Annotated in this window: 24 protein-coding genes; 10 read left to right on the top strand and 14 right to left on the bottom strand. The window is 61.9% G+C overall.

The features are described from left to right. The first annotated feature begins 90 nt into the window (after nt 1-90). The 3 genes from JOD78_RS10860 (at nt 91) to JOD78_RS10850 (ending at nt 3,415) form a co-directional block, all read left to right on the top strand. Complete coding sequence (locus JOD78_RS10860) at nt 91-885, top strand: alpha/beta hydrolase (protein ID WP_121042916.1); 795 nt, start codon at nt 91-93, stop codon at nt 883-885. 232 nt (nt 886-1,117) lie between these two features. After that, nucleotides 1,118-2,320, top strand: coding sequence for an ammonium transporter (locus JOD78_RS10855; RefSeq protein ID WP_039789938.1), 1,203 nt, complete (start codon nt 1,118-1,120; stop codon nt 2,318-2,320). 237 nt (nt 2,321-2,557) lie between these two features. Continuing rightward, on the top strand, nt 2,558-3,415 hold the full coding sequence (locus JOD78_RS10850) for a hypothetical protein (RefSeq protein WP_209568085.1): 858 nt from the start codon (nt 2,558-2,560) through the stop codon (nt 3,413-3,415). A gap of 86 nt (nt 3,416-3,501) precedes the next feature. On the opposite strand, the gene JOD78_RS10845 is transcribed toward JOD78_RS10850, so the two are convergent. Continuing rightward, nucleotides 3,502-4,650, bottom strand: coding sequence for an MFS transporter (locus JOD78_RS10845; RefSeq protein WP_209568087.1), 1,149 nt, complete (start codon nt 4,648-4,650; stop codon nt 3,502-3,504). 47 nt (nt 4,651-4,697) lie between these two features. Beyond that, the gene (locus tag JOD78_RS10840; protein ID WP_039789514.1) at nt 4,698-5,063 is read right to left on the bottom strand and encodes a RidA family protein; all 366 of its coding nucleotides are present in this window, start codon (nt 5,061-5,063) and stop codon (nt 4,698-4,700) included. Nucleotides 5,064-5,170: 107 nt separating this feature from the next. Between JOD78_RS10840 and JOD78_RS10835 the strand changes: the two genes are divergently transcribed. Continuing rightward, on the top strand, nt 5,171-5,989 hold the full coding sequence (locus JOD78_RS10835) for a helix-turn-helix domain-containing protein (protein ID WP_121042909.1): 819 nt from the start codon (nt 5,171-5,173) through the stop codon (nt 5,987-5,989). 72 nt (nt 5,990-6,061) lie between these two features. Here JOD78_RS10835 and JOD78_RS10830 read toward each other — a convergent pair whose 3' ends face one another. The 3 genes from JOD78_RS10830 to JOD78_RS10820 form a co-directional block, all read right to left on the bottom strand. After that, complete coding sequence (locus JOD78_RS10830) at nt 6,062-7,090, bottom strand: methionine synthase (protein WP_209568089.1); 1,029 nt, start codon at nt 7,088-7,090, stop codon at nt 6,062-6,064. 26 nt (nt 7,091-7,116) lie between these two features. Beyond that, nucleotides 7,117-8,100 (bottom strand): DUF1852 domain-containing protein, encoded by a 984-nt coding sequence (locus tag JOD78_RS10825; RefSeq protein ID WP_134135544.1) that lies wholly within the window; start codon nt 8,098-8,100, stop codon nt 7,117-7,119. Nucleotides 8,101-8,400: 300 nt separating this feature from the next. Continuing rightward, nucleotides 8,401-8,616, bottom strand: coding sequence for a hypothetical protein (locus JOD78_RS10820; protein WP_204726092.1), 216 nt, complete (start codon nt 8,614-8,616; stop codon nt 8,401-8,403). A gap of 444 nt (nt 8,617-9,060) precedes the next feature. On the opposite strand from JOD78_RS10820, the gene JOD78_RS10815 reads away from it, so the two are divergent. Continuing rightward, nucleotides 9,061-9,780: a GAF domain-containing protein gene (locus tag JOD78_RS10815; RefSeq protein ID WP_034329191.1), complete on the top strand. Its 720-nt coding sequence runs from the start codon at nt 9,061-9,063 to the stop codon at nt 9,778-9,780. Nucleotides 9,781-9,833: 53 nt separating this feature from the next. Here the strand turns inward: JOD78_RS10815 and JOD78_RS10810 are convergent, their stop codons facing one another. From JOD78_RS10810 to JOD78_RS10795, 4 genes are all read right to left on the bottom strand, one after another. Beyond that, entirely contained in the window at nt 9,834-11,639 is a 1,806-nt protein-coding gene (locus JOD78_RS10810; protein ID WP_348534262.1) for a GGDEF and EAL domain-containing protein, read from the bottom strand. Nucleotides 11,640-11,642: 3 nt separating this feature from the next. Continuing rightward, nucleotides 11,643-13,211: a methyl-accepting chemotaxis protein gene (locus JOD78_RS10805; protein ID WP_121042901.1), complete on the bottom strand. Its 1,569-nt coding sequence runs from the start codon at nt 13,209-13,211 to the stop codon at nt 11,643-11,645. 376 nt (nt 13,212-13,587) lie between these two features. Further along, on the bottom strand, nt 13,588-14,748 hold the full coding sequence (locus JOD78_RS10800) for a zinc-dependent alcohol dehydrogenase (protein ID WP_121042899.1): 1,161 nt from the start codon (nt 14,746-14,748) through the stop codon (nt 13,588-13,590). Between the two features lie 67 nt (nt 14,749-14,815). After that, the gene (locus tag JOD78_RS10795) at nt 14,816-15,004 is read right to left on the bottom strand and encodes a hypothetical protein (RefSeq protein ID WP_121042897.1); all 189 of its coding nucleotides are present in this window, start codon (nt 15,002-15,004) and stop codon (nt 14,816-14,818) included. 330 nt (nt 15,005-15,334) lie between these two features. On the opposite strand from JOD78_RS10795, the gene JOD78_RS10790 reads away from it, so the two are divergent. Further along, nucleotides 15,335-15,553 carry a hypothetical protein gene (locus JOD78_RS10790; RefSeq protein WP_209568091.1) on the top strand — a complete coding sequence of 73 codons (219 nt, stop codon included), beginning with the start codon at nt 15,335-15,337 and terminating at the stop codon, nt 15,551-15,553. A gap of 350 nt (nt 15,554-15,903) precedes the next feature. On the opposite strand, the gene JOD78_RS10785 is transcribed toward JOD78_RS10790, so the two are convergent. Next, nucleotides 15,904-16,134, bottom strand: a complete 231-nt coding sequence (locus tag JOD78_RS10785; protein WP_121042893.1) for a hypothetical protein — start codon at nt 16,132-16,134, stop codon at nt 15,904-15,906. A 431-nt stretch (nt 16,135-16,565) separates the two neighbouring features. Here JOD78_RS10785 and JOD78_RS10780 point away from each other — a divergent pair, with 431 nt between their 5' ends. Then, nucleotides 16,566-16,772 (top strand): KGG domain-containing protein, encoded by a 207-nt coding sequence (locus tag JOD78_RS10780; RefSeq protein WP_088756453.1) that lies wholly within the window; start codon nt 16,566-16,568, stop codon nt 16,770-16,772. Nucleotides 16,773-16,873: 101 nt separating this feature from the next. On the opposite strand, the gene JOD78_RS10775 is transcribed toward JOD78_RS10780, so the two are convergent. From JOD78_RS10775 to JOD78_RS10765, 3 genes are all read right to left on the bottom strand, one after another. Continuing rightward, the gene (locus JOD78_RS10775) at nt 16,874-17,299 is read right to left on the bottom strand and encodes a DUF4399 domain-containing protein (RefSeq protein WP_209568093.1); all 426 of its coding nucleotides are present in this window, start codon (nt 17,297-17,299) and stop codon (nt 16,874-16,876) included. Between the two features lie 119 nt (nt 17,300-17,418). Beyond that, on the bottom strand, nt 17,419-17,991 hold the full coding sequence (locus JOD78_RS10770) for a hypothetical protein (protein ID WP_134135554.1): 573 nt from the start codon (nt 17,989-17,991) through the stop codon (nt 17,419-17,421). 11 nt (nt 17,992-18,002) lie between these two features. Continuing rightward, nucleotides 18,003-18,965, bottom strand: coding sequence for a ZIP family metal transporter (locus tag JOD78_RS10765; protein WP_209568095.1), 963 nt, complete (start codon nt 18,963-18,965; stop codon nt 18,003-18,005). A 360-nt stretch (nt 18,966-19,325) separates the two neighbouring features. Here JOD78_RS10765 and JOD78_RS10760 point away from each other — a divergent pair, with 360 nt between their 5' ends. From JOD78_RS10760 to JOD78_RS10750, 3 genes are all read left to right on the top strand, one after another. Further along, nucleotides 19,326-20,228: a manganese catalase family protein gene (locus tag JOD78_RS10760; RefSeq protein ID WP_034337736.1), complete on the top strand. Its 903-nt coding sequence runs from the start codon at nt 19,326-19,328 to the stop codon at nt 20,226-20,228. Between the two features lie 94 nt (nt 20,229-20,322). Continuing rightward, nucleotides 20,323-20,835 (top strand): DUF892 family protein, encoded by a 513-nt coding sequence (locus tag JOD78_RS10755; RefSeq protein ID WP_039789493.1) that lies wholly within the window; start codon nt 20,323-20,325, stop codon nt 20,833-20,835. Nucleotides 20,836-20,893: 58 nt separating this feature from the next. Next, nucleotides 20,894-21,286 carry a hypothetical protein gene (locus JOD78_RS10750; protein ID WP_209568098.1) on the top strand — a complete coding sequence of 131 codons (393 nt, stop codon included), beginning with the start codon at nt 20,894-20,896 and terminating at the stop codon, nt 21,284-21,286. Here JOD78_RS10750 and JOD78_RS10745 read toward each other — a convergent pair. Continuing rightward, on the bottom strand, nt 21,259-23,229 hold the full coding sequence (locus tag JOD78_RS10745; RefSeq protein ID WP_209568100.1) for an EAL domain-containing protein: 1,971 nt from the start codon (nt 23,227-23,229) through the stop codon (nt 21,259-21,261). The two genes, JOD78_RS10750 and JOD78_RS10745, sit on opposite strands and share 28 nt — an antisense overlap. Nucleotides 23,230-23,392 lie beyond the last annotated feature (163 nt).

Genomic DNA, 23,392 nt, shown 5'->3' with positions numbered 1-23,392 from the left:
AGTATCGACTGTGACTAATAATCTGCCAATTATAAATTTTTCGCATGGAATCTACCATTGACTCTCCCCCCATCACAAAGGAGCAGACACATGCATATCGAAACCAACGGAACGCGCATCCATGTTGCCCTGCAGGGCAGCGGCGAACTGGCGCTGGTGTTCCTGCATTACTACGGCGGCTCGTCGCGGACTTGGGATGCGGTAGCCGCGCGACTTGCGCACCGCGGCCGCATCGTTGCCACCGACCATCGCGGCTGGGGCCGCTCTGATGCGCCGGCCGAGGGCTACCGGATTGCCGACCTGGCCGCCGATGCCGAGGGTGTCATTGCCGCGCTGGGACTGCAGCGCTATGTCCTGGTCGGCCACTCCATGGGTGGCAAGGTGGCGCAGCTGATGGCCTCGCGCCGGCCGCACGGGATCGAAGGGCTGATCCTGGTGGCACCGTCCCCGCCTTCGCCCATGCTGCTCTCCGCTGAACAGCGCGCCATGCTGGTGGGTGCCTACCAGACGCGCGAATCGGTGGAGTTCGTGATCGATCATGTGCTGACGGCACAACCGCTGACGGCGGCCCGCCGTGCACAGGTCATCGAGGATAGCTTGCAGGCTGCGCCGCAGGCCAAGCACGCCTGGCCCAACGTGGCGATGGCGGAGGACATCACCGCGGAGGTGGCCCTCATCGACGTGCCCACGCTCGTCATCTCGGGCGAGCACGACCAGGTGGACCGGATCGCGACGCTGCAGGCAGAGCTTTTGCCGCGCATTCCGCAGGCGGCACTGCACATCTTGCCCGGCGTGGGCCACTTGTCACCATTGGAAGACCCGGAGGCGGTGGCGCAGCAGATCGCAGGCTTCATTGACGCGCTGACCAAACCGAAGCGGACATAAGCAGCGATAGGTAGACAGGGCCTGGCAGCCAACGCACCAAAATGCAGCCCACCCTCGCTACCCGGCACCGATATGCACGGAGTTCGTGCATATCGGTGCCTGACATCGTACAGGCGCACCGAAAAAATCTTTTCGAATCAAGGCACTGTGAATTTTTCACCAAAATGGAACGGAAATTGCTTTAGTCGTGGCTTTCAAGCATTTTCTTGCACACTTTTTGGGAGATTTTCTGGTGGACGATCACAAAAACGGCGCAGACGCCCTCTTCATTTTGCTGGGGGCGATCATGATCCTGGCCATGCATGCCGGCTTTGCCTTTCTGGAACTGGGGACGGTGCGCAAGAAGAACCAGGTCAATGCCCTGGTGAAAATCCTGGCCGACTTCGCGGTGTCGACCATCGTCTATTTCTTCATCGGCTATTACGTGGCTTACGGCGTGAGCTTCTTTGCCGGTGCCGAAACACTGGCCGAGCGCAGCGGTTTCGAGCTGGTGAAATTCTTCTTCCTGCTGACCTTCGCGGCGGCCATCCCGGCGATCATCTCGGGCGGCATTGCCGAGCGTTCCAAATTCAATCCGCAGCTGATCGCCACGGCGGTGCTGGTGGGACTGGTCTATCCCTTCTTCGAAGGTATCGCGTGGAACCAGCACCTGGGCGTGCAAGCCTGGCTGGCGGCCACCTTCGGTGCCGAGTTCCATGACTTCGCCGGGTCCATCGTGGTCCACGCGGTGGGTGGCTGGATCGCGCTGCCTGCGGTCCTGCTGCTGGGCGCACGCCGTGGCCGCTACAGCAAGGAAGGCGCGGTGGCGGCGCATCCGCCCTCCAACATTCCTTTCCTGGCCTTGGGTGCGTGGATTCTGACGGTGGGCTGGTTCGGCTTCAACGTGATGAGCGCGCAGACCTTGGACAAGATGAATGGCCTGGTCGCCATGAATTCGCTCATGGCCATGGCCGGCGGCACGCTGGTGGCGCTGCTGATGGGCCGCAACGATCCCGGCTTCGCCTACAACGGCCCGCTGGCCGGCCTGGTGGCGGTGTGCGCCGGCTCGGACCTGATGCATCCGCTGGGTGCACTGGTTACCGGCGGCATTGCGGGGGCGATTTTCGTGTGGATGTTCACCCGCACCCAGAACAAGTGGAAGATCGACGATGTGCTGGGCGTGTGGCCGCTGCATGGCTTGTGCGGACTGTGGGGCGGTCTTGCGGCGGGTATCTTCGGCTTGCAGGCGCTGGGCGGACGCGGTGGCGTGTCGTTCATGTCGCAGCTCATCGGCAGCATCATGGGAATCGCCATTGCGGCAGCGGGCGGATGGATCGTCTACGGCTTGCTGAAGAAGGCAGTGGGGATACGGCTGGATCCGGAGCAGGAATTTGAAGGGGCCGATCTGGCCATTCACAAGATTTCTTCTACGGCGGAGAGGGAGACCAGCTGGTGAGCCTGTGATTAGCACCAATGAAATCTGGCGAGCCCATTCGAATCGATCGGACTCCTCGGAACTGAAATAAAACTGCAATCACCAAAGCGTCGACGCTTTTGAAAAGGCCACCATTCGGTGGCCTTTTCATATGGAAAATCGATTGTAGCCAGGCCCCATCTGCCCCCTCTCAAGGAGTGGTCAGTGCACCGATCCGAATGAGAATGATCAGTCAGTGATTTGAAAGCCAGAGGCCGTATGATCGCTGCAGCTGTTTTGCCATCACAGCACTATCAATGCATTGACCGCATACATCTGCGCGACGCCAATTACACAACAACAACGACTTCACGAGGACACTCGATGATAAAAACCCGTCCCATCATCGGCTATCTTGCTGCCAGCGCATCCTTGCTGTGCGCTGGCGCCAGTTACGCCCAAACTGCCGATGCGCCATCGTTGCAGGAGGGTGATGCCTGGGTCTATCAAGCCACCGAAGAACAAAACACGGGCATACTCGGCTCTACCACCAGGAAATGGGACGTCGCCATTGTCCGCTCCGGCAGCAAGACCATGGTCATTTCCGCCAAGGCGGAAGACTCCAATCTGCCACCCAAGGAATTGTTGCGCAATGCCGACTGGGCCGTGGTGCAAAACATCAATGGCAAGAATACCGTTACCAATCGTCCCTATGATTTCCCGCTCAAACCGGGCAAGACCTGGAAAGTGGAATACGATACCGCCAACCCTGATGCACGCACGAAGGTGCAGCACATCACCAAAAATTACACGGTCTTGGGCTGGGTCGATATCAAAGTACCGGCTGGTACCTACCATGCAATCAAAGTGGAAATGGAAGGCGAATGGAGCAAGGAATTCAATCCGACTGCCGCCGTCGCCACTTCCACCGTCACCAGCACTCAGGCAGGTTCAGTGGCCATTTCCGCCAGCCGAAACGCCAGCACGCAACAGTCGGCCAGCGGCAGAATGTACGACGCATTCTGGTATGTTCCCGAACTCAAAACTCACGTCAAGTTGATTACCGAAAACTACCAGGCTGGCGGTGCCTTGAATAAACGCGTGACCGAAGAATTGGCAGCATCACCAATACATTGATCTGCTCGCGCAAATTTCAGGCCCCCAACTCCCTGCGCGCCATCTCCGTCCCCGCCCTCAACGCACTGAGCTTGCCGGAGATGAGTTCAATCAGATCCATCGGCGCGAGAGAACGCACGCAAACACGCACTGACCACTGCGGCTGCAGCTACCGCACACGCGGCCAACAAAGCGGTGGTCTCCCATCCGCCGCGCAGTGCGATGCTCCCCGCGATGGCCGTGCCCGCCGCGCCAGCGCCGTAATAGAAGAACAGATATACAGAATTCAGAACGCCAGAGCGCAAGGGATCAATGGCAACGACGCCAGCCTGATTGGCCACTTGCGCGGCAAAACATCCCGCGTCGAAAATGGCCAGCGCCACCAGCGTGGCCGGCACATGATCAAGAACGACGCCCAAGGCGCTCGCCGCAAGTGATGCACAAAGCAGACCGCAGACCATCACGCGGCAATTCCCGAACCGGTCTGCCAGCCCGCCGGCAATCCGCGTCATGGCAAGGCCCGTCAGTCCGGCGAGACTGTAGAGTCCGATGCTCGCGGCATTCAGATGATAGGGCGGCGCGGCCAGACGCACGACCAGGCCCACCCAGATCAGATTGAAAGCAAAAAACCATAGCATCCCGGCGCAGATGCGCAGCCGCAGTTCCCTCGATTGCCGCAGCAGGGATGGCAACGCACGCAACGTCGAAAAGTATCCGATGTGACCAACTGGCCGCTGTGCCGGCAGCAGCGAGAAAACGCAAAGACCGCACACGGCCGTCAAGGCCGCCAATACCAGCAGCGCACTGCGCCAGCCAAGCCACTGCACGAGCAAGCCGCCGATGAATCGGCTCAGCAATATCCCTGCGGAGATGCCAGCGGAAATCGCCGCCATGCTCAGTGCGCGGCGAGATGCATCGGCCAGCTTGCCGACAATGGCGCTGCTTTGCGCTGCCACCGTGGTGGTGGCACCGATCAGAACAAAACATCCAATCAGGGCATCCGGGCTCGCTGCCCACGCAGCAAGCGCCAGAGACAGTGCCAGCGCGAGGAACTGCCCGGGGATCAGGACGCGCGTACTCACCCTGTCCACCAATGGCACCAGCAGCACCAGGCCAATCAGATAGCCGGCAATGGCGCCGGATATCACCGTGGTCAGCGACGCCACCTCCACGCCGAAATCAGCGGCAATCTCAGGCAGCGCCGGTTGCATCGCGTAATTGCTCGCAATGGCGCTGCCCGCTGCGACCGCGAGCATGAAGAGCGCGCGCCCCGCAAGACGGCGATCCTGTCCGGCACACGTCGTCACTTGGCCGCCCTGACGGCGATGGCCTCCACCTCCACCAGAATCGCATCGTCGACGAACGGCAATGCATGCACCAGGGAGAACGCCGGCCGGATATCCCCGTAGACCTCGCCATGGGCACGGGCTGCATCTTGCCAGTGCTCAAAGTCCGCAACAACCAGCCGGCTCTGCGCCACATCCGACAGCGCAAAGCCGTGCTCAGTGAGCACCTTCTCGATGGTGGCGAGCGCCTCCTTCGTCTGCGTGTAGGCATCCGGGCCTTGTCCGGCCGTGCCTGAAATGAAGATCGTATCGTTCACGATCACCGCCCGGGAGTAGCCGACCTTGGACTCCCAGGGAGAACCGGTGCTGACAAGTTGACGCATGTGGACTTTCCTTTCATGTGATTTTTAACTACTTGAGTAGTAGTTATACGAATCGTATACTACTACGGTAGTTAGTCAATCCCGGAAAAGAGAAAAATGAGTCGCGCATGACTACAGAAAATGAATTGATCGCTTCCATGACCCGGCTGGGATTCACCCAGTACGAGGCCCAGGCTTATACCGCATTGGTGGGTCAGGCCGCGCTCACCGGAGCCGAGGTGAGCCGACGGGCGTCGATGCCGCCCTCCAAGGTTTACGAAACGCTGGCCCGCCTCGAAACAAGGGGCGCGGTACTGGTGAATCGATCCGAACCTGTGCGTTACAGTGCCGTGCCGCATGCGGCGTTGCTGGAAGAGCTGCGCACCCGCTTCGAGGCTGACCTGGAAGCGGCGGCATCGGCGCTGGATCAACTACCGGTGGAAGAAGAAGCCGGACTGGTCTGGTCGCTGAGCGGAAGGAAAGTGATCGTGCAGGCCTTTGCACGCGCGATTTCAGGCGCGCAACACACTCTGTTTGCGGGGATCTGGGATGAAGAGCTCGACGAGCTCGGACCGCTGCTGGAAGAAGCCAGTGCGCGCGGTATCGAGACCCATGTCGCGATTTATGGCGACCGCACGCTGGATGGCCCTCACACCTACGACCTGGCCGAATGCGGTGCGAGTGCCAGACTGCGGCTATCCGGCCGCCGCCTGGCCGTGGTGGTGGCCGATGACGCAGCGGCCGTAGTGGCGGAGCTGGGTGACTCCACCGCGGATCAGGCGACCCTGACTACCAATCCGGTCATCGCGCTGCTGGCCGTGGAATACATCAAAGCCGATGTCAGCGGTCGGCTGATGATCAATGCGATGTCGCCGGCGACCTACAAAAAATTGCTGGCCACGCCGGCGATGCGCGCCATGCTTGCACCTGTCGATCCAAGGGACTGAAACGGACGGCAGGCACGGAAACAGCAAGCGGCCTCAACCATGGGTCGGACTTCGCGACCTGGTTGAACGGCATCAGGCCCCCAACTCCCTGCGCACCATCTCAGCCCCAGCCCTCAACGCACTGAGTTTGCCGCGGGCCACTTCACGCGGCAAGGGTGCCATCCCGCAATTGGTACTCGGATACAGTTTGTCCGCCGCCACGAACTGCAAAGCCCGGCGCAAGGTCGCCGCCACTTCCTCCGGCGTCTCGATCACGTGATTGGCCACATCGATGGCACCGACCATCACCTTCTTGCCGCGTATCAGTTCGATCAGGTCCATCGGCACGCGCGCGTTGTGGCATTCCAGCGAGACGATGTCGATGTTCGATGCCTGCAGCTTGGGGAACGTTTCCTCATACTGCCGCCACTCCGACCCCAGCGTCTTCTTCCAGTCGGTATTGGCCTTGATCCCGTAGCCATAGCAGATGTGCACGGCAGTCTCGCACTTGAGTCCTTCGATGGCGCGCTCCAGCGCAGCTACGCCCCAGTCGTTGACCTCGTCGAAGAAGACATTGAAGGCCGGCTCATCGAACTGGATGATGTCCACCCCCGCCGCCTCCAGCTCACGCGCTTCCTGGTTGAGGATCGTGGCGAATTCCCACGCCAGTTTTTCGCGGCTCTTGTAGTGATTGTCGTAGAGCGTGTCGATCATCGTCATGGGGCCGGGCAGCGCCCACTTGATCGGCTGCTCGGTCTGGCTGCGCAGGAAGCGCGCATCTTCCACGAACACCGGCTTCTGGCGCGATACCGCACCCACCACCGTGGGCACGCTGGCGTCATAGCGATTGCGGATGCGTACCGTCTCGCGCTTTGCAAAATCCACGCCGTCGAGATGCTCGATGAAGGTGGTCACGAAATGCTGGCGCGTCTGCTCGCCATCACTGACGATGTCGATGCCGGCACGCTGCTGCTCCTGCAGCGACAGGCGCAGCGCATCGCGCTTGGCTTCCTGCAGTTCATCGCCCTGCAGTTTCCAGGGCGACCAGAGTTTCTCGGGCTCGGCCAGCCAGACGGGTTTCGGCAGGCTGCCGGCGGTGGAGGTGGGCAATAATTTTTTCACGATGGAGTACCTTGCAGGTGGAGAGTTCAATGAGCGCCGGCACGCGACCATTGTTCGAGTACGGCGCGATACGGCTTGATGAAATGTTCTTCGGCGAAGCGGCCCTGCTGGACCGCCAGACGGCTGCGCTCCTCGCGGTCATAGACGATGCGTGTGACGGAATAGTCCTCATGCTGCAGGCTGGGCCGGTAAGTCTTGCCGGCCGCGGAATTGGCGTTGTAGATCTCGGGGCGATAGATCTTCTGGAAGGTCTCCATCGTGCTGATGGTGCCGATCAGTTCCAGGTTCGTGTAGTCACGCAGCAGGTCGCCGCTGAAGTAGAAGGCCAGCGGCGCGGCGCTGTCGGGGGGCATGAAGTAGCGCACCGTCAGGCCCATCTTGGCGAAGTAGGCGTCGGTCAGCGAGCTTTCGTTTTGCAGGTACTCCACACCCAGCACCGGATGCAGGTTCTCCGTGCGTTCATAGGTCTTGCTGCTGGCCACGCTGAGGCAGATCACCGGTGGCTTGCTGAAGTGCTGGCGGTAGGCCGGAGAAGCGACGAAGCGCTTGAACAGGTTGCCATGCAGTTCGCCGAAATGATCGGGGACGCTGAAGGCGGACTGCTGCTTCGTGTGCTCCAGCAGCACCACGCTGAAATCGTAATCGCGCACATAGGAAGAAAAATTGTTGCCGACAATGCCCTCGATGCGCTCACCCGTGTGGTGATCCACGATGTTGGTCTTGAGCACCTCGATCAGCGGCAGCGCCTGTGCAGTGTCCTGTCCCGCCATCCCCATTTCCACGGAGATGATGTCCAGCTCCACTGCGTAGCGGTCGGCCTTGGGATTGTCCCAGTGCGCCAGCGCATTGAAGCGGTTGTTGATCATGCGGAAGGTATTGCGCAGGTTCTCCCGGCGCTGCGCGCCCCGCGCCAGGTTGGCGAAGTTGGTCGTAATGCGCGTGTTGTCGCCGGGACGATAGTCCTCGTCGAAACAGATGCTCTTGATGGCAAATGAGAAGTCGTTGCTCATGATGTGTCTGCGCCCCTTTGCGGAAATCGAATCTGCAAGGCGCGCGCCCATGTAGAAGGCGGGGTGCGCAGCAGACTCGATGCGGTCAATGTTCAGGGTGGATTCTATGTCGCCGCATCCATGAATAAAAATGATTTGATCTCATCGATCAATGAGATTCACTCATAGACCATTCTTCGCTGCGGCGCGCACAGGCAAAAAAAAGCCCCGCTCCTTGCGGAGCAGGGCTAACACCTTCTCGGGGGGATGAGAAGGCGGGACAGCGTTCCGGCACCGAAGGCGTGCCGGAGCAGTTGCGTTCTATGACTTGCCAGCCGTGGGCGACTGGCCGAAAAAGTCGGCCATGTTGCCTTCGGTCCAATCCTTCACCAGTTCGCCGTCGCACCACACCCGATAGGCATAGAGCCGATGCTCGTGAAGCCCGCCCAGCGTGCGGCTTTCAATCACGTAGGTCTGGTCGCCCACATTCATTTTCATCCGATGAGAAGCCGGGACTACCCCGTTTTGCTTGCCCATGATCCTTCCCGTCTCTTTCCAACGCTTTGCTACCATCCCTTCCCAACCGTCCTGCCAGCCCCCCAAGGCTTGACGCAGGTCAGCTTCCCGACAGAAGGCTGGCGCTTGTCCGACATCTTTTCGCAAGGGGCACTACAATGCCCGCTTGGCATGAACGTCACCCAAGATGACGCGGCGCAACACGTTCCCGCCATGCGAGAATGTCGCCACCACAAGGAACACGTAAGCTCCTCTGACTACAGTATGAATCTCTGTTTATTTCATATTTTGCACATAGCAGATCCCACAGAAAGTGAAAAATACTAAAGAATCTGTGATTCGTTGCATTTCTGCCATGCGCAAAAAATATTAAATATGTGAAATATACAAATCCTACACCTGCACAGCTATACTTTTACAAGGATCAATCAAATGGGTCGAGCAGTACCATCTGATGACAAGGAGATGCCTCCTGGCGACCCGGCGATGACTTCGAGAGAAGCGGCCCGTCTGCTGGGGGTATCGATCACGACCGCCCAGATGTGGATGGAAAGCGGCATGCTGGCCTCCTGGAAAACCCCGGGCGGCCATCGGCGTACCCGGCTGAGTTCGGTCATGACCCTGCTCGGCCATCGTGAAGTGAAACAACCCGAGCCCACTGCCGGTCACGCTGGGCCACAGATCGAGGTTCCTTATCCGGTCAGCCCGAACGAGCCAGAACGTGCGCGCTTTGTTGAACAGACAATGGAAGACACACATTCCGAGGCCCGCTTTCATCGCCTGACATGGCTCGCCAGCGAACTGCTGGACGTACCCATTGCCCTGGTCACCTTCCTGACCACGGAGCTGCAGATCTTCCGGGCGGCACATGGCCTGAACATCACGTCCACGCCGCGCTCGTGGGCCTTCTGCAATTACGCCGTGATGCAGGAAGACATCTTCACCGTCTCCGACGCCACCAAGGACGCGCGCTTCGTCAACAATCCCATGGTCACCGGTGCGCCCTACATCCGCTTCTATGCCGGTATCCGCCTGATGTACCAGGGACGCGCGTTTGGCTCGCTGTGCGTGATCGATACCGAACCACGCATCCTGCGCGCCCACGAACGACAGGCCCTGGAAGAACTGGCCGCGCTGGCCACCGACATCCTGTCGCTGCAACTGCTGGAAGCGAACCGGCAGTAATCCCCCGAGCAGCGCGCGGGCGTCAGCACACAAGTCCCGGCCCCAGGCGCTGCTCATTGCACCATTCCCAGCCACTCTTCCAGTTCCTCCGCCGGCATCGGCCGTGCGATCGCGTAACCCTGCGCGAAGTCACAGCCGAGGTGATGCAGGATCCGGGCGGTGCGCTCGCTCTCCACGCCTTCGGCCACCACGCTGAACCCCAGCTGGTGCGCCAGATGGATGATGGACGGCACGATCACCTGGTCGGCCTCATCCTCGGCCAGGCTGCGGATGAAGGAGCGGTCGATCTTCATGATGTCGGCCGGAATGCTCTTGAGGTAGGACAGGTTGCTGAAGCCGCTGCCGAAATCATCGATGGCGACCTGCACGCCCAGTTCACGAATGGCCTGCACGCGCTGGCGCACCACCTCGGGATTGCTGGCCATGGCGCTCTCGGTGAATTCGATCTCGATCAGGCCCGGCGGCACCGCATGCTGTTTCAGTTGCGACGCCAGCAGGCGCAAGAGCTCGTCGGACTCGAAATCGCGCGCCGAAGTATTGATCGCAATCGGCACCACCAGTCCGCGCGCATGCCATTGCGCCGCCTGTGCCACCGCATGGCGCACCACCCAGGCCGTGATCTGGCGAATCTGCGCCGTCTTCTCCGCCAGCGCGATGAACACCGCAGGAGAAATATGCCCCAGCACCGGGTGCTGCCAGCGGATCAGCGCCTCCATCCCGACGCAGCTGCCGTCGCGCAGGCGCACCTTGGGCTGGTAATGCAGGCTCAGTTCATCGGCGGCCGTGAAGGCCATCGGCAAGGCCGAGAGCAGCCAGAAGGCATTGCGCTGGTTTTCCGCATGCACCGATTCGAACTGGCGCGGACACACGCCTTCTTCACGGCCCACATCGATCACCGTCAGCAGCGAGCGCACCACGTCGCTGCCGGCAATCTCGTCCACCGCCGGCAGCACGCCGATGGCGATGTCGAGCTGATGCGGAATGCCGTGGATCTCCAGTGACTGCACGAACTGCTGACGCACGTTGGCGATATGTTCCTGCCGCTCTGCCGCGCTGCCGTCGTGAAGAAAGACGAAGGTGGTGGTCGTGACCCGATACACGGGCTGGCCGTCCAGCGCCTCGCACAGCGCACGGCTGACCTGCACCAGGAAGGACTCGGCATAATCCCAGCCGAGCGCCTTGACCATATCGAACAGATATTCACGCGAACAGATGTCGATTCCCAGCGCCGCACAGGGGGCGCCGCCAACGCCCTGTGCATGCGCCCGTGCGCGCAGTACCTCCATCAAGCGGGCGCGATTGGGCAAACTCGTCACATGGTCGGTATACCCGCGGTTGCGCAACTGTTCCAGCCGCTCCATGACCATGGCCGCGAGCTGCTCCAGCCGGTCCTGGTCGGTCGGACTGAAATACTGGCGCGGACGATGATCGATCAGGCACAGCGTGCCCAGCGCATGCCCCTGCGGCGACACCAGCGGCGCACCCGCATAGAAGCGGATGTGCGGCGCACCCGTCACCAGCGGATTGTCGCGAAAGCGCGGATCCCGACGGGCATCGAGCACCACCAGGCCATTGCGGGACAGGATGGCGTGGGCACAGAAGGACATCGAGCGCGGCGTCTCATGCGCCGGCAGGCCGGCACGCGACTTGAACCATTGCCGCTCTTCATCCACCAGCGATACCAGCGCAATCTCCACGCCGAAGAGCGTGCGGGCCAGTTCGGTGATCTGGTCACAGGATTTGTCGGGCAAGGTGTCGAGCACGCAATAGCCCTGCAGCGCCGCCAGGCGGGTGCTTTCGTCGTCCGGCAAGCGGGCCCGCACTGCGTAATCCGTATAGTCGGTAGGTTCAAAAAACACGAATCAGCCCATCACCCGTGCGGCCGGTGCCAGCCTGAAGGTCGAGACCAGGCGTGCCAGCGCACCTGCCTGCGAGGTGAGTGCCTCGGCCGCAGCGGCGGCCTGTTCCACCAGCGCCGAATTCTGCTGGGTGGCTTCATCCATGTGGCCGATCGCATCGTTGACCTGCTCGATGCCCTCGCTCTGCTCGCGGCTGGAGAGACTGATCTCGGCGATCACGTCGGTCACCTTGCGCACGCTGGCGACGATCTCGTCCATGGTCTGGCCCGCCCCCTTGACCCGCCCGCTGCCACTTTCGACCTTGGCCACGGAGGCCCCGATCAGTTCCTTGATTTCCTTGGCCGCCGCTGCGCTGCGCTGGGCCAGCGTCCGCACTTCCGAGGCCACCACCGCAAAGCCGCGTCCGCCTTCACCGGCACGTGCCGCCTCGACGGCCGCGTTGAGCGCCAGGATGTTGGTCTGGAACGCGATGCCATCGATGACGCTGATGATGTCCACGATCTTGACCGAGGATTGACGGATGTCTTCCATCGTCGCCACCACCTCGCCCATCATGTTGCCGCCCGTGACCGCAATCTCCGAGGCCGAGGCCGCCAGGGTATTGGCCTGCTCCGCATTGGCCGCACTCTGGCGTACGGCCGAGGTGATCTGTTCCATGGCGCTGGCGGTTTCTTCCAGCGAACTGGCCTGTCGTTCAGTGCGTCCGGACAGGTCCACATTGCCGGAGGCGATTTCGGTGGACGCGCGTTCGATGGCATCGGTCCCCTGCCGGACTTCGCCGACGATGGCGGCGAGGCTGTCGCGCATCATGCGCAAGGCGTGCAGCAGGCTGCTCTTATCGTTGGGGCGCGTGGCCACTTCCACCGCCAGGTCGCCATGCGCAATGCGCTGCGCGATCTCCATGGCATAGGCCGGCTCGCCACCGAGCTGGCGCAGCAGACCGCGCGTGATGAGGACGGCGACGGCCACCGCGATCAGGATCGCCACCACGGCCAGCGTGGCGATGAACTTCAGGGCATGGGTGGCGGAGCGCTCCGACTGCTCGCCCGCTGCCGTGCTCTGGCCAGCGATATCGGCGATGAGCTGGTTGATGTCGGCCACGATCTTGCGCCGCAAGGGGCTGCAATCATTGACCAGGAAACTGCGATAGGCCTCCATCGCTCCGCTCTCGCGATACTGGCGCGGACGCTTGAGTTCATCGGCCATCTGCAGCAGCCCTGTGCGTACCGGGGCGAAATGCGGGTTGCCGGCCAGTCGCGTTTCCAGCTTCTGCAGTTCGGCGAGATACAGCGCCTTTTGTTCATCGACGATCTTCAGTTCGGTCTGCGCATCGGCATCGCTGAGAAAGACATAGGCATTGCGCGCCGCGATGCCGGTCTGGTCCAGCGCTTCGCGCGCCACGTAGAGCGGCGCCAGGCTATCGTTCTGGACTTCATTGGCGCGCTCGACGGAGGAGCGCAATCCATTGATGCCGACCATGGCCACCCCAACCAGCACCAGCATCATCACCAGCAAACTGGCGAACCCCAAGCTCAGCTTTGCGCCGATCTTCATGTTTGACAAAACCTTCATCTGCTTCCCCGACTAGCGTCTGCGACGCAAATATAAAAAATATGCAAATAATCACGAAACATCCCGAACTTTCGGTCGCATATTTCATAATTTTTGCAGTATTTACGCACACAAAGGTCTTACCAGCAAATGAAAATTGCGGTATTGTCGTATTTACATCACGTCGTGAGTCATTTTGTTGTGTAAATGCGAGTTTGGGGCGGGGTAGAGCATGCCAGACGCTGGCCCGACGAGAAGGGATAGGCGGTGCAGGCGGAACGGGGCGTTCCGGATGGCACACGAGAGGTGAGGAGAAAAATGAGCTAAAGGAACCGGCCACGAAAAAAAGCGACCGGGCAACCCGGTCGCTCGCGATGATGCCACCGCGCTGATTCCATCACGCAGTAAGCACCACCTTGCGGCACTCCTCGCGCTTTTCATTGAAGATGCGATAGCCCTCGGCCGCCTCCTCCAAGGGCAGGCGATGCGTGATGATCGCCTCCGGACGGAGCCAGCCATCCTCGATGCTGGCCAGCAGTTCGGGCATGTAGTGCTGCACGTGGGTCTGGCCGGTCTTGATGGTCAAGCCCTTCTCGAAGATATCGCCGAACAGGAAACCGTGGATGAACCCGGCATACACGCCCGGCACGCTCAGCGTCCCGCCGCGCCGCACCGAGGCGATGCAATGGCGCAGCGCCTGGCCGCTGCTGCCTTCGAGCTTGAGGTTGGTCATTGCTGTCTCCAGCACGCTGCCCTTGGCCTCGAACCCGACGGCATCGATCACCGCATCCACACCCCGGCCTGCGGTGTTGGCGATGATGGTCTCGCCGGGATCGGTGTGGTCGAAATTGATCGGGATGGCCTTGTATTGCTCCGCTGCGAAGCGCAGCCGGTAATCGTGGTGATCGACGATGAAAATCTTTTCCGCCCCGAGCATGCGCGCACAGGCAGCCGCCATCTGGCCAACCGGACCCGCACCGTAGATGGCCACGCTGGAGCCCTCACGCACACCGGCGTTCTTCACCGCCTGATAGCCGGTCGGGAGAATGTCGCTCAGGAACAGTACCTGCTCATCGGCCAGCGGCGAGTCGATGCGGATGGGACCGACATCGGCCTTGGGCACCCGTACATACTCCGCCTGCCCGCCGGGCATGCCGCCATACAGGTGGCTGTAGCCGAACATGGCTGCGCCTGAACGGATGCCCTTGCCATTCATGATGGCACCGCGGTCAGGGTTGGTGGTTTCGCAGGCGGCATACAGGTGCTGATCGCAGAAGAAGCACTGGCCGCAGGCGATGACGAAGGGCACCACCACGCGGTCGCCCTTTTTGAGGCGCTTGACGCCGGGGCCGGTCTCGACCACCACGCCCATGAATTCATGGCCGAGGATGTCGCCGGCCTTGGTGGCGGGAATCTTGCCACGATACAGGTGCAGATCGGAGCCGCAGATGGCGGTGGCCGTGACTTTCAGGATGATGTCGTCGGCCTCCTGAATGATGGGATCGGGAACGGACTCGACCCGCACGTCATGGGCGGAATGGTAGAGCAGTGCGCGCATGGGTTTTCCTTGATGAGCTGGTCACGGGCGGCGCGGGACGCGCCGGGTAATCGACAACGCGGATGCGTCAGCGCGGCGCGCGGGCATCGTCCTGCACGATGTCGAACTCGGGCTTGGCGATTTCCTTGTTGGCGTTATCGGTACTCGTTTCACGCGCCTCGACGTGATCGCTGCGAGCGGGACGGTTGGTGGCCTCGCCACTGGATTGGGCGGGCGACGGATTTTCACGGGAAGGCAGTTTGGATTCGATGGCCATGCGGATCTCCTGGGTGGAAAGAAAAACGACGGAGAGATCACACTAACCACCCCCGCCCCGCACGACCATCAGCGCGCCACGCCTAGCCTTGTGGGTAGCGGCTGTCGGACGCGTCAGCGCGGCTTGATGAGCGCGCCCGCAGCCGGCAGAAACGAAGTCCCGGCTGCCGCACCTCCTGCATCGCTGTCAGCGAAGGTGGCCTGCACGCGCGGCACTGGCCGACATACACGGCGCGCTCTCCGCAGTAGCATCCTCAACGCCTTCCGTACTGCACCCGCCTCCCTGACGAGCGAGCGCGCAGTGCATCCATCCATGCACAAGGAGACCGCCATGACCGACGCACTGAACAAGCATACCCACCCCACCGATACCTCCGGCCCGCAAGACCTGCAGGCCAACAACCCGCGCAGCGGTACCAATGAGCGCGACATGCTGGACCGTGGCGAGCAGACCGCACCGGGCGACAGCGACAAGGCTGCCTCCCGCAACAAGCCGGAAGGCGACAATTATTCGGAGCAGGACATGCGGGAGAACAGCCCGCAGCTTTAAGAAGTGCCTCGTCTCTCTCCCCAAGGGAGGGAGATTGAGCCAGCCGACAGATCAATGAAGCTCATCTGATCGACACTAGGGCCTGTTCCCATTCAATCTGCGAGATGCGTTGCCCCCAGAAGGCGTGTTGGCAAGGCGCGCGTCAGGGCTGGTGGTGGTGCCACCAGCCCTGACGTGCAACGCGGCCAGCGCGCCTTCTGGGGGCAACCCTCCGGGAGAGGCCGCCAAGCGTCGCCTGCCGTTGTTGCAGCTCCTTGCCGTGGCACCACCACGGCGCGTCGCCGCGCCTAGGCAGTCAACGCTTGGCGACCTCTCGCACTCGCAGATTGAATGGGAGCAGGCCCTAGAGATCAATCCTCACGGTCGAACTCGGCCAGCACCATCTCCACCTGCAGGCACTGCAGTTTCAACTCCTTGATGGCCCGGCGATAGCGGCGGAAGTTGCGCCGCTCGGGTACACCCTCCCCACTCTTGCTGACCCGCACCACTTCATGCACGATGCCCTGCAGGATTGCTGCCGCCTGCTCGTGCGAGGCCTTGAGACGGTTCACTCCCTCGATCAGCGCTTGTTTCTTCTTCATGATGGAATCCTGTTTTTTGCCGGTATGGCAGAGCGTCCGACGGGCGACGTTCCAGCCCGGCCATGCACATGCGATGCATTGAACAAGCCATTGAGTGATTTGCCCCGTGTTGGTTCCGGGGCTCGCCTCCCCCGCCTCCAGGCACACGATGGCAGATTGATCGATGCAAGAGATGCGGCGGCATCCATTCATCGTTTCGATAGATAGGTGCGATACCTCTGCGTTCTCTGCTGCCGTGCTGCGAGCCGCCGCGCCAATGCCAGAGCAAAGGCTCTTCTTCAGTGATGCTGGCAAGACTGACAGCACGCACCGCCCCCTGATCGGGAAAGAGACCGATATCACGTCAAGGGCCGGCTGCCTAAGATGAGGACTCGTAGGGAAGACAAAGCCCTGCGGAATTTTCCACCCCTCATGACACAAGGAGATACATCATGGCAAACCAGAACCAAGGCTCGACCAGCAACCGCGGCTTCGCTTCGATGGACGAAAACAAGCAGCGCGAGATCGCCAGCCAGGGCGGCAAGGCCGCCCACGAAAAGGGCAGCGCGCACGAGTTCAGCTCTGAAGAAGCGCGTGAAGCCGGCCGCAAGGGCGGCCAGAACAGCCACGGCGGTGGCAATCAAGGCAACAACCGCTAAGCGGTGCGTTGCTGCAGACAGAGGGCCCTGCGGGGCCCTTTTTGCCATGCGGAGACGGGCCCGTCCTTCTTGAAGGGACCGGCCCGTTGTTCGCGTGACGACTACTTGACCGTGATGTTGATCCCGTGCGCCATCATGTGGCCATAGGAGCGGTGCTCGCCGTCGGCGAACTGGGCCGTCAGCTTGTACTTGCCGGGAGGAAGCGACACCATCGTTTCGGTCTGCCCGTCATCCAGGTGGATATGGGTCTCGTCGTGCGGAATGACTTCGCCCTTCCCCACGGCACCGTGATTGATGAGCAGGTGATGATGCCCGGTGCCCTCCACCACCTTGCCCGCCGGCCGGGTCGTCATGGAATGCGCCGCCAGACGAACGCGGAAGGGACTGGTCACGGTCTGCCCGGTCTTGGGTTCGAGGATGCTGAGCGTAGGCTCATCCGCACGGGCGGGTGCGGCCTGCAAGGCCAGCATCAGCAGGCTGCCGCAAGTGGCGGTCAAGAGGCTACGTCGGAAAACGGGGTTCAGCATGGTGGGCTCCTGGTGAGATGAAAGAAGAGGAATGACGTGCACATGGGGTGCATATGGCGTGAACAGCTCGCGGAAGCGGGTCGCAGCAATCCGGCTGCGCTCATCCTTTGCGCACGTCTTCAGATGGACAAGGGGCTGCGCTCCTCGGGCGGCAATCGCGCATGCAGCTTGGCCAGCAGGCTGCGCAACTGGGCGCGGTAATCGAGCACCACACTGCGCTCGCAATACGGGCTCCATGCCGGGTCGAGGGCCAGCTCGTCCGGGTCGCCTGCCATGGCGGAGAGCGAACGGCGCGCCGTCGATATGCCCGGCGGCGGCAGCCGTACCTGTGTTGCCTGGCCCAGGCTGTGACGCAGTTCCAGCAAGGTCAGCGCCACGGTGCGGTACTTGCGGGGTGGCTCCAGTTCCACGCCGCAGGCGGCGCAGATCAGCAGCAGCTTGCTCCGGGCGTCCTGCGTGCCATGCGCCTGCCGGCCTTCGTTCCAGCCGGCACCGAACAACAAGGGTCCAGCATGGTTGAGATAGGCTTCCAGGCAGAACGACAGCATCATCAGTACCGACAGATAGACCCAGCGCGAACCGGACTGCTCTTCGCCCGCTTTCCTGATGAGCACTTCGGCACCGCGCCAGAGTTCCACATAGGTGAGTGACCCAGGGGCGAAGTCCGGTTCGGCAACAGTGAGGTCGTTCATGATCGCATTCCTCATGACAAGGCCGTGTCCATCACCATCATCAGCACGAAGCCGATGATGAGGCAGCAGGTCGCCGCCAATGCATCGCGTCGCCGGTGCGGATCGGGAATCACCTCATGCGCCAGCACGAACAGCATGGCACCGGCCGCCCCACCCAGCGCCCACGGCAGCATCGCTGCCGACAGCGACACCAGCCCCGCACCTGCCACCGCAGCCAGCGGCTCAACCAGTCCGGAGAGGATGCCGCAGCCGATCGCATCGCCGCGGGAATAACCGATCCCGCGCAAGGCGGTGGCCACAATCATGCCTTCCGGGATGTCCTGCAACGCGATGCCGAAGGTCAGCACCGAGGCCTGCTCGGGTGCCACGCCGCCATACGCCACGCCAACGGCCAATCCTTCAGGCAGGTTGTGCAGCCCGACCGTCAGCACGAACAGCCAGACACGGCGCAAGGCTGCCTGGCGCGCGAGATCATCATGGCCCTGTCCGGCGCGCTGCAAGGCCAGTACCAGCAGCGCACCACACAGTACGCTGGCACCGGCGATGAGACTGGCCATCTGCTTGCCGGTCCCGGCTTCCTGCAGGCTGTGCAGGGCGGGCAGGATGAGCGAGAACACCGAGGCCGCCAGCATCACGCCGGCACCGAATCCGGTGCAGCAATCGGCCATGCGCGGCGAGAACCGACGCGAGAAGAACAGCGGCAGGGTGCCCGCTGCCGTCGCTGCGGCAGCGGCCATGCCGCCGCAATAGGCGCGCCAGATGCGTTCATCCTGCGCGCTCCACCAGCCGATGAGCGCCGCCAGCAGCAGCACGCCGCCGGCCACCATCGGCCAGCTCAAGCGGATCGCGGCAGGCTGCTCGGCCGCCCCTGCAACTTCGGTGGAAGAGGCAGAGGAGATGGCGGTGGCAGCGGCCGGCTCCAGCGGTGCCAGGTGCGTCAGTGTGGTCACGGAGGGCTCGACTTTCTTGAGCATGTTGTCCTTGCTTGCTTGTGTGCTGTGCTTGAGCCTGTCCTCCGTGCGGAATGATGACAGTCACGGAGGAGGATGAAAGTCTCCGAGTCTAGCGACGCTCCGCTGCGGCTTCCATCGGACTAACACTGAATGTCGGACCTGTGGTCGTCCGACGGCGGCTGCTGCCGCGCTAAGGATCTCCGACACGTTTCATCGTTACCGCGCACCGGAAGTTTTCCGCTCCCGCCGATGGTATGGCTGAGCACTCGCCTCCTAGCATGAAGGCTCTGTTGAACGTATCGCTTCAACGCCACGTGGCGAAGCGAATCGCGTCCGGCATCTTTCCCCGTTCAATCCCTCGACCTCAACAAGGAGTCCGACATGTTCGCTCACAACAAGCGCCTGCAATACACGGTACGCGTCGCCGGCCCCAATCCCGGGCTGGCCAATCTGATGCTGGAACAATTCGGCGGCCCGCAAGGCGAACTCGCTGCCGCCTGCCGCTACTTCACCCAGGCCATTGCCGAGGACGATCCCGGCCGCAAGGACATGCTGTTCGACATCGCCACCGAAGAACTGAGCCACTTGGAGGTGATCGGCAACATCGTCGTCATGCTCAACAAGGGGGCCAAGGGCAAGCTGGCCGAAGGCGTGGAAGAAGAAGGCATCCTCTACAAGGAAATCACCGGCGCCGGCAACGACAGCCACATCACGCAAGTGCTCTACGGGGCTGGCGCACCGCTGGTCAATTCGGCCGGCGTCCCGTGGAGTGCGGCCTATATCGACACCATCGGCGAGCCCACCGCCGACCTGCGTTCCAACATCGCCGCCGAGGCACGTGCCAAGATCGTCTACGAACGGCTCATCAACCTCACCGATGACCCGGGCGTGAAGGAAGCGCTGGGCTTCCTGATGACGCGCGAGATCGCGCACCAGAAGTCGTTTGAAAAGGCGCTCTATTCCATCCGCCCCAATTTCCCGCCGGGAAAGCTGCCTGGCGATCCGCGCTTCTCCAAGGTCTACGTCAATCTCTCACAAGGACTGGGTGAACAGACCGGACCGTGGAATGACGGCAAACAGTGGGAACGCCTGGACGGTGCCGACGCACTGACCCCGGTCGACGGCGGCGATGGCCAGGCCACGGTCGAGCTCAATGCAGAGGAACAGGCCATGCTGGACCAGATGGCGGCGCGTACCGCATCGGCCCAGGATGGCGAGCCGCTGACCGGCGCCGAGATTGGCTCGGCCGATCCAGAGATGAACCTCAAGGCCAAGAAGCCCTGAGCACCCTGATTGCCCTGACCCCGGGCGTATCCACGGTGGTGCCTTGTCATCGGCAAGGCACCACCTCGTCACCGAACCTGACAAGGAGAATGCCATGACCACCGACGTCAACGAAAATCTGCTCGCCTGGCTCAAGGATGCCCATGCGATGGAACAGCAGGCCGAGCACATGCTCAAGGCCCAGGCCAGCCGCATCGATCACTATCCCGAACTGAAGGCACGGCTGGAATCGCACCTGCAGGAAACGCTGGGCCAGCAGGCGCTGGTGGAGGGCTGCATCAAGCGGCTCAACGGCAGTGCCTCCGTCTTCAAGGACCTGGCCGGCCGCATGACCGCCTTCGCCCAGGCGGCCGGCGGCATGACTCAGCACGACGAAGTGGTCAAAGGGGCCATTGCCGGTTATGTCTTCGAGAACCTGGAGATCGCCTGCTACACCTCGCTGATTGCCGCTGCACGCGAGGCGGGGGACAGCGAAACCGAACGCGTCTGCGAAGGCATCCTGGAACAGGAAAAAGCCATGAGCACCTGGATGCTGAACCACCTGCCCACGGTCACGCACGACTTCCTCGTGCGCTCGGCCACACCGGGCCAGAAGGCCAAGGTGTAGTGCGTCGGATGCGGTCCATCCGCATCCGGAACTGCGACAGTATTGCGAGGAGATTTCGATGACGACGCAGGAACCGACCGTGGCAGCCTTTCCCTTCCCCACGCTGGACAGTGCCCAGCGCGCCTACGATGCCTTGCGCGAACGCGGGTTGACAGCGGAGCAACTGGAATTGCGCGTAATGGACGACGAGGCCGGTCCGTCCAGCGGCAACTTCATCCTGGAATACAAGGAAACCGATGTGCACTTCGACAGCAGCTGGATGGACATGCTGGGCAGCCGCGATGATCCCAACGTGGGAGCGGGCCGGCAAGATGTGTTCTGGTCCTGCGAAGCACTGCTGCTGGTGAGCACGCGCGACCCGCACGTGCTCAATGCCCTGCAGGAAGTCTATGGTGCCAGCAGCACGGCGTTCGATGCCACGCGTCAGCCGCGCAAGGGCAGGCCGGACTGAAGCACGGCCGTTTGCCGCGACTGCAGCCAGGGTTGGACCTGGTCCGCCGCCAGCGGCACCGCAAACAGGTAGCCCTGTCCATACATCGCCCCCAGGCCGCGCAAGCTCTGCAGATGCGCCGGCGTTTCCACCCCCTCCACCACACAGGCCAGTTGCATGTCATGCGTGAGTGCGAGCAGTGACTTCACGATCTTGTGGCTGACCGCATTGTGCTCAATGTCGGCGACGAAACTCTTGTCGATCTTGATGCGCGTCAGGGGCAAGGCGTGCAGGTGGCTCAGGCTGGCATAGCCGGTGCCGAAGTCATCGAGCGTGATGCCACAGCCCAGCTGACGCAAGGTCGTGACCAGCTGGCGCGATTTTTCCAGATCCTGCAGCACCGCCGTCTCCGTGATTTCCAGATCCAGCCGCGCGGGATTGAATCCGGACGAGCTGATGACCTGTACGATCTGCGCCATGCCTTCGCTGGTGTTGATGTCGTTGGCCGAGAGATTGAACGACAGCCGGAGCGAGGGCGGCCAGCTCGCCGCAGCCTGCAGCGCCTTCTTCAGCAGGATCACGCTCAACTGGTTGATGATGCCCATGCGTTCGGCAGCGGGAATGAATTCCATCGGCGCCACGCTGCCCTTGACGGCGCTGTGCCAGCGCGCCAGGGCTTCAAAGGCGATCGGCTGGCAATCATCCAGGCACACGATGGGCTGGAAGAACACCGACAGTTCGCGATCGAAGTCGGCCAGTCGCAGGGCCTGCTCGATGTTGGCATTGCGCTGGATCTGCGCCTTGTCCTGTTCCGAGAACAAGGTGACGGTACCGCGCCGTTCGCGCTTGCCCTGATACAAGGCATAGTCGGCATGCTCATAGAGCGAGCTGGCATCCACCGCCATGTCGGGGAAGGTGGCCACGCCTACCGAGGCAGCAATCTGCACCGTCGCCTTGTAGAGTACGAAAGGCCGGCGCAGCGCAGCGCAGATACGGTCGCCGAATTCGGTGAGAACCTCATTGCTGAGATCGGCATCGATGATGATGGAGAACTCGTCGCCGCCCAGGCGTGCCAGGTGGAAACGCTCGTCCAGGCACACGGCCGTCAATCGCTGTCCCACTTCCACCAGCAACTGGTCGCCATGGGTGTGGCCATACAGATCATTGACGGCCTTGAAGCCGTCGAGGTCGAGGATGGCCACGGCAAAGCGCTGTCCATTGCCGGTGGCGCGGGTACAGATCTCGTTGAGCTGGGCGAAGAACTTGCGGCGATTGGGAATTTGCGTGAGCGAGTCGAGGTTGGCCAGGCGCAGGTTCTCGTTGCCCAGCAGCGCCGTCTTGACCTGCGCTTCGATGAGCCGCGTGAAGTCGTTGTAGTGACTGTTGACGATGGCCAACATGCCGATGGTCACCAGCACCACGTTCATCGCTGCCGCCACGAAGGTCGGGATATGCGTATTGAGGAAGAAGACCGTGAAGATGCCGTTGACGATCAGCGCCACCGACAGCGCCGCCGAGCGCAGGTACATCAGGCAGAAGATGCAGCAGATGACGGTGATGCCCATGTAGAAGGCCACGTGGGCCTGGGCATAACTGTCGCCGTAGGGAAACAGCATCACCGACCACAGCGAGAAACTGAGCGCAATCGGGGTTGCCAGGAAATTGGTGCGCTTGAGCGCCGCCGCGGCCATGCCGGGCGTCGGGTCGACATGCCGTCCGCGCCACCAGAAGATCAGGCGCGTCACGCACAACACCGTCAGCATGGCCGGAAAGTACAGGCTCAGCCAGTGCGGTGCCAGCGGGTAATAGGTTTGTGCCAGTGCCCAGCTGTTGATCAGCAGGATCAGGTACATCATCGGCATCTTGCCGGAGAACGCACGGTACTGCGCGATCAGCAGCTCGGGCTGATCGTAGCCGACGCGCCAGTAGGCGCGCACCATGCTCATCAATGAAGAAGCAGACATCCTGTGCTCTGTGCCTTTTCTACTTGTATGCCGCAGCCAAAGGAGCCGCAAGGGTCGGCGTCAGCGATGCAACCATTTGTCGTCCGGGCTTCGATTATAGGCGGGAGCGGAACCCGGCAAACTCAGGAAAAGCCTGATGTAACCCCGCTTTCCGGCCGATGAG

This window comes from Herbaspirillum sp. 1130, from assembly GCF_017833835.1.
Lineage (GTDB): Bacteria > Pseudomonadota > Gammaproteobacteria > Burkholderiales > Burkholderiaceae_D > Herbaspirillum > Herbaspirillum huttiense.
The sequence above is the reverse complement of the archived record's forward strand: the minus strand, read 5'-3'. Positions and strand labels throughout refer to the sequence as shown.

Bases quoted from the DNA above. Each gene is read 5' to 3' on its own strand.
- JOD78_RS10755 (WP_039789493.1), top strand. From the start codon at position 20,323: ATGACCACCGACGTCAACGAAAATCTGCTCGCCTGGCTCAAGGATGCC.
- JOD78_RS10840 (WP_039789514.1), bottom strand. From the start codon at position 5,063: ATGCGTCAACTTGTCAGCACCGGTTCTCCCTGGGAGTCCAAGGTCGGC.
- JOD78_RS10845 (WP_209568087.1), bottom strand. From the start codon at position 4,650: ATGCTCGCGGTCGCAGCGGGCAGCGCCATTGCGAGCAATTACGCGATG.
- JOD78_RS10760 (WP_034337736.1), top strand. From the start codon at position 19,326: ATGTTCGCTCACAACAAGCGCCTGCAATACACGGTACGCGTCGCCGGC.
- JOD78_RS10835 (WP_121042909.1), top strand. From the start codon at position 5,171: ATGACTACAGAAAATGAATTGATCGCTTCCATGACCCGGCTGGGATTC.
- JOD78_RS10815 (WP_034329191.1), top strand. From the start codon at position 9,061: ATGCCTCCTGGCGACCCGGCGATGACTTCGAGAGAAGCGGCCCGTCTG.
- JOD78_RS10860 (WP_121042916.1), top strand. From the start codon at position 91: ATGCATATCGAAACCAACGGAACGCGCATCCATGTTGCCCTGCAGGGC.
- JOD78_RS10825 (WP_134135544.1), bottom strand. From the start codon at position 8,100: ATGAGCAACGACTTCTCATTTGCCATCAAGAGCATCTGTTTCGACGAG.
- JOD78_RS10820 (WP_204726092.1), bottom strand. From the start codon at position 8,616: ATGGGCAAGCAAAACGGGGTAGTCCCGGCTTCTCATCGGATGAAAATG.
- JOD78_RS10750 (WP_209568098.1), top strand. From the start codon at position 20,894: ATGACGACGCAGGAACCGACCGTGGCAGCCTTTCCCTTCCCCACGCTG.
- JOD78_RS10790 (WP_209568091.1), top strand. From the start codon at position 15,335: ATGACCGACGCACTGAACAAGCATACCCACCCCACCGATACCTCCGGC.
- JOD78_RS10850 (WP_209568085.1), top strand. From the start codon at position 2,558: ATGATCGCTGCAGCTGTTTTGCCATCACAGCACTATCAATGCATTGAC.
- JOD78_RS10780 (WP_088756453.1), top strand. From the start codon at position 16,566: ATGGCAAACCAGAACCAAGGCTCGACCAGCAACCGCGGCTTCGCTTCG.
- JOD78_RS10795 (WP_121042897.1), bottom strand. From the start codon at position 15,004: ATGGCCATCGAATCCAAACTGCCTTCCCGTGAAAATCCGTCGCCCGCC.
- JOD78_RS10765 (WP_209568095.1), bottom strand. From the start codon at position 18,965: ATGCTCAAGAAAGTCGAGCCCTCCGTGACCACACTGACGCACCTGGCA.
- JOD78_RS10745 (WP_209568100.1), bottom strand. From the start codon at position 23,229: ATGTCTGCTTCTTCATTGATGAGCATGGTGCGCGCCTACTGGCGCGTC.
- JOD78_RS10805 (WP_121042901.1), bottom strand. From the start codon at position 13,211: ATGAAGGTTTTGTCAAACATGAAGATCGGCGCAAAGCTGAGCTTGGGG.
- JOD78_RS10775 (WP_209568093.1), bottom strand. From the start codon at position 17,299: ATGCTGAACCCCGTTTTCCGACGTAGCCTCTTGACCGCCACTTGCGGC.
- JOD78_RS10800 (WP_121042899.1), bottom strand. From the start codon at position 14,748: ATGCGCGCACTGCTCTACCATTCCGCCCATGACGTGCGGGTCGAGTCC.
- JOD78_RS10770 (WP_134135554.1), bottom strand. From the start codon at position 17,991: ATGAACGACCTCACTGTTGCCGAACCGGACTTCGCCCCTGGGTCACTC.
- JOD78_RS10785 (WP_121042893.1), bottom strand. From the start codon at position 16,134: ATGAAGAAGAAACAAGCGCTGATCGAGGGAGTGAACCGTCTCAAGGCC.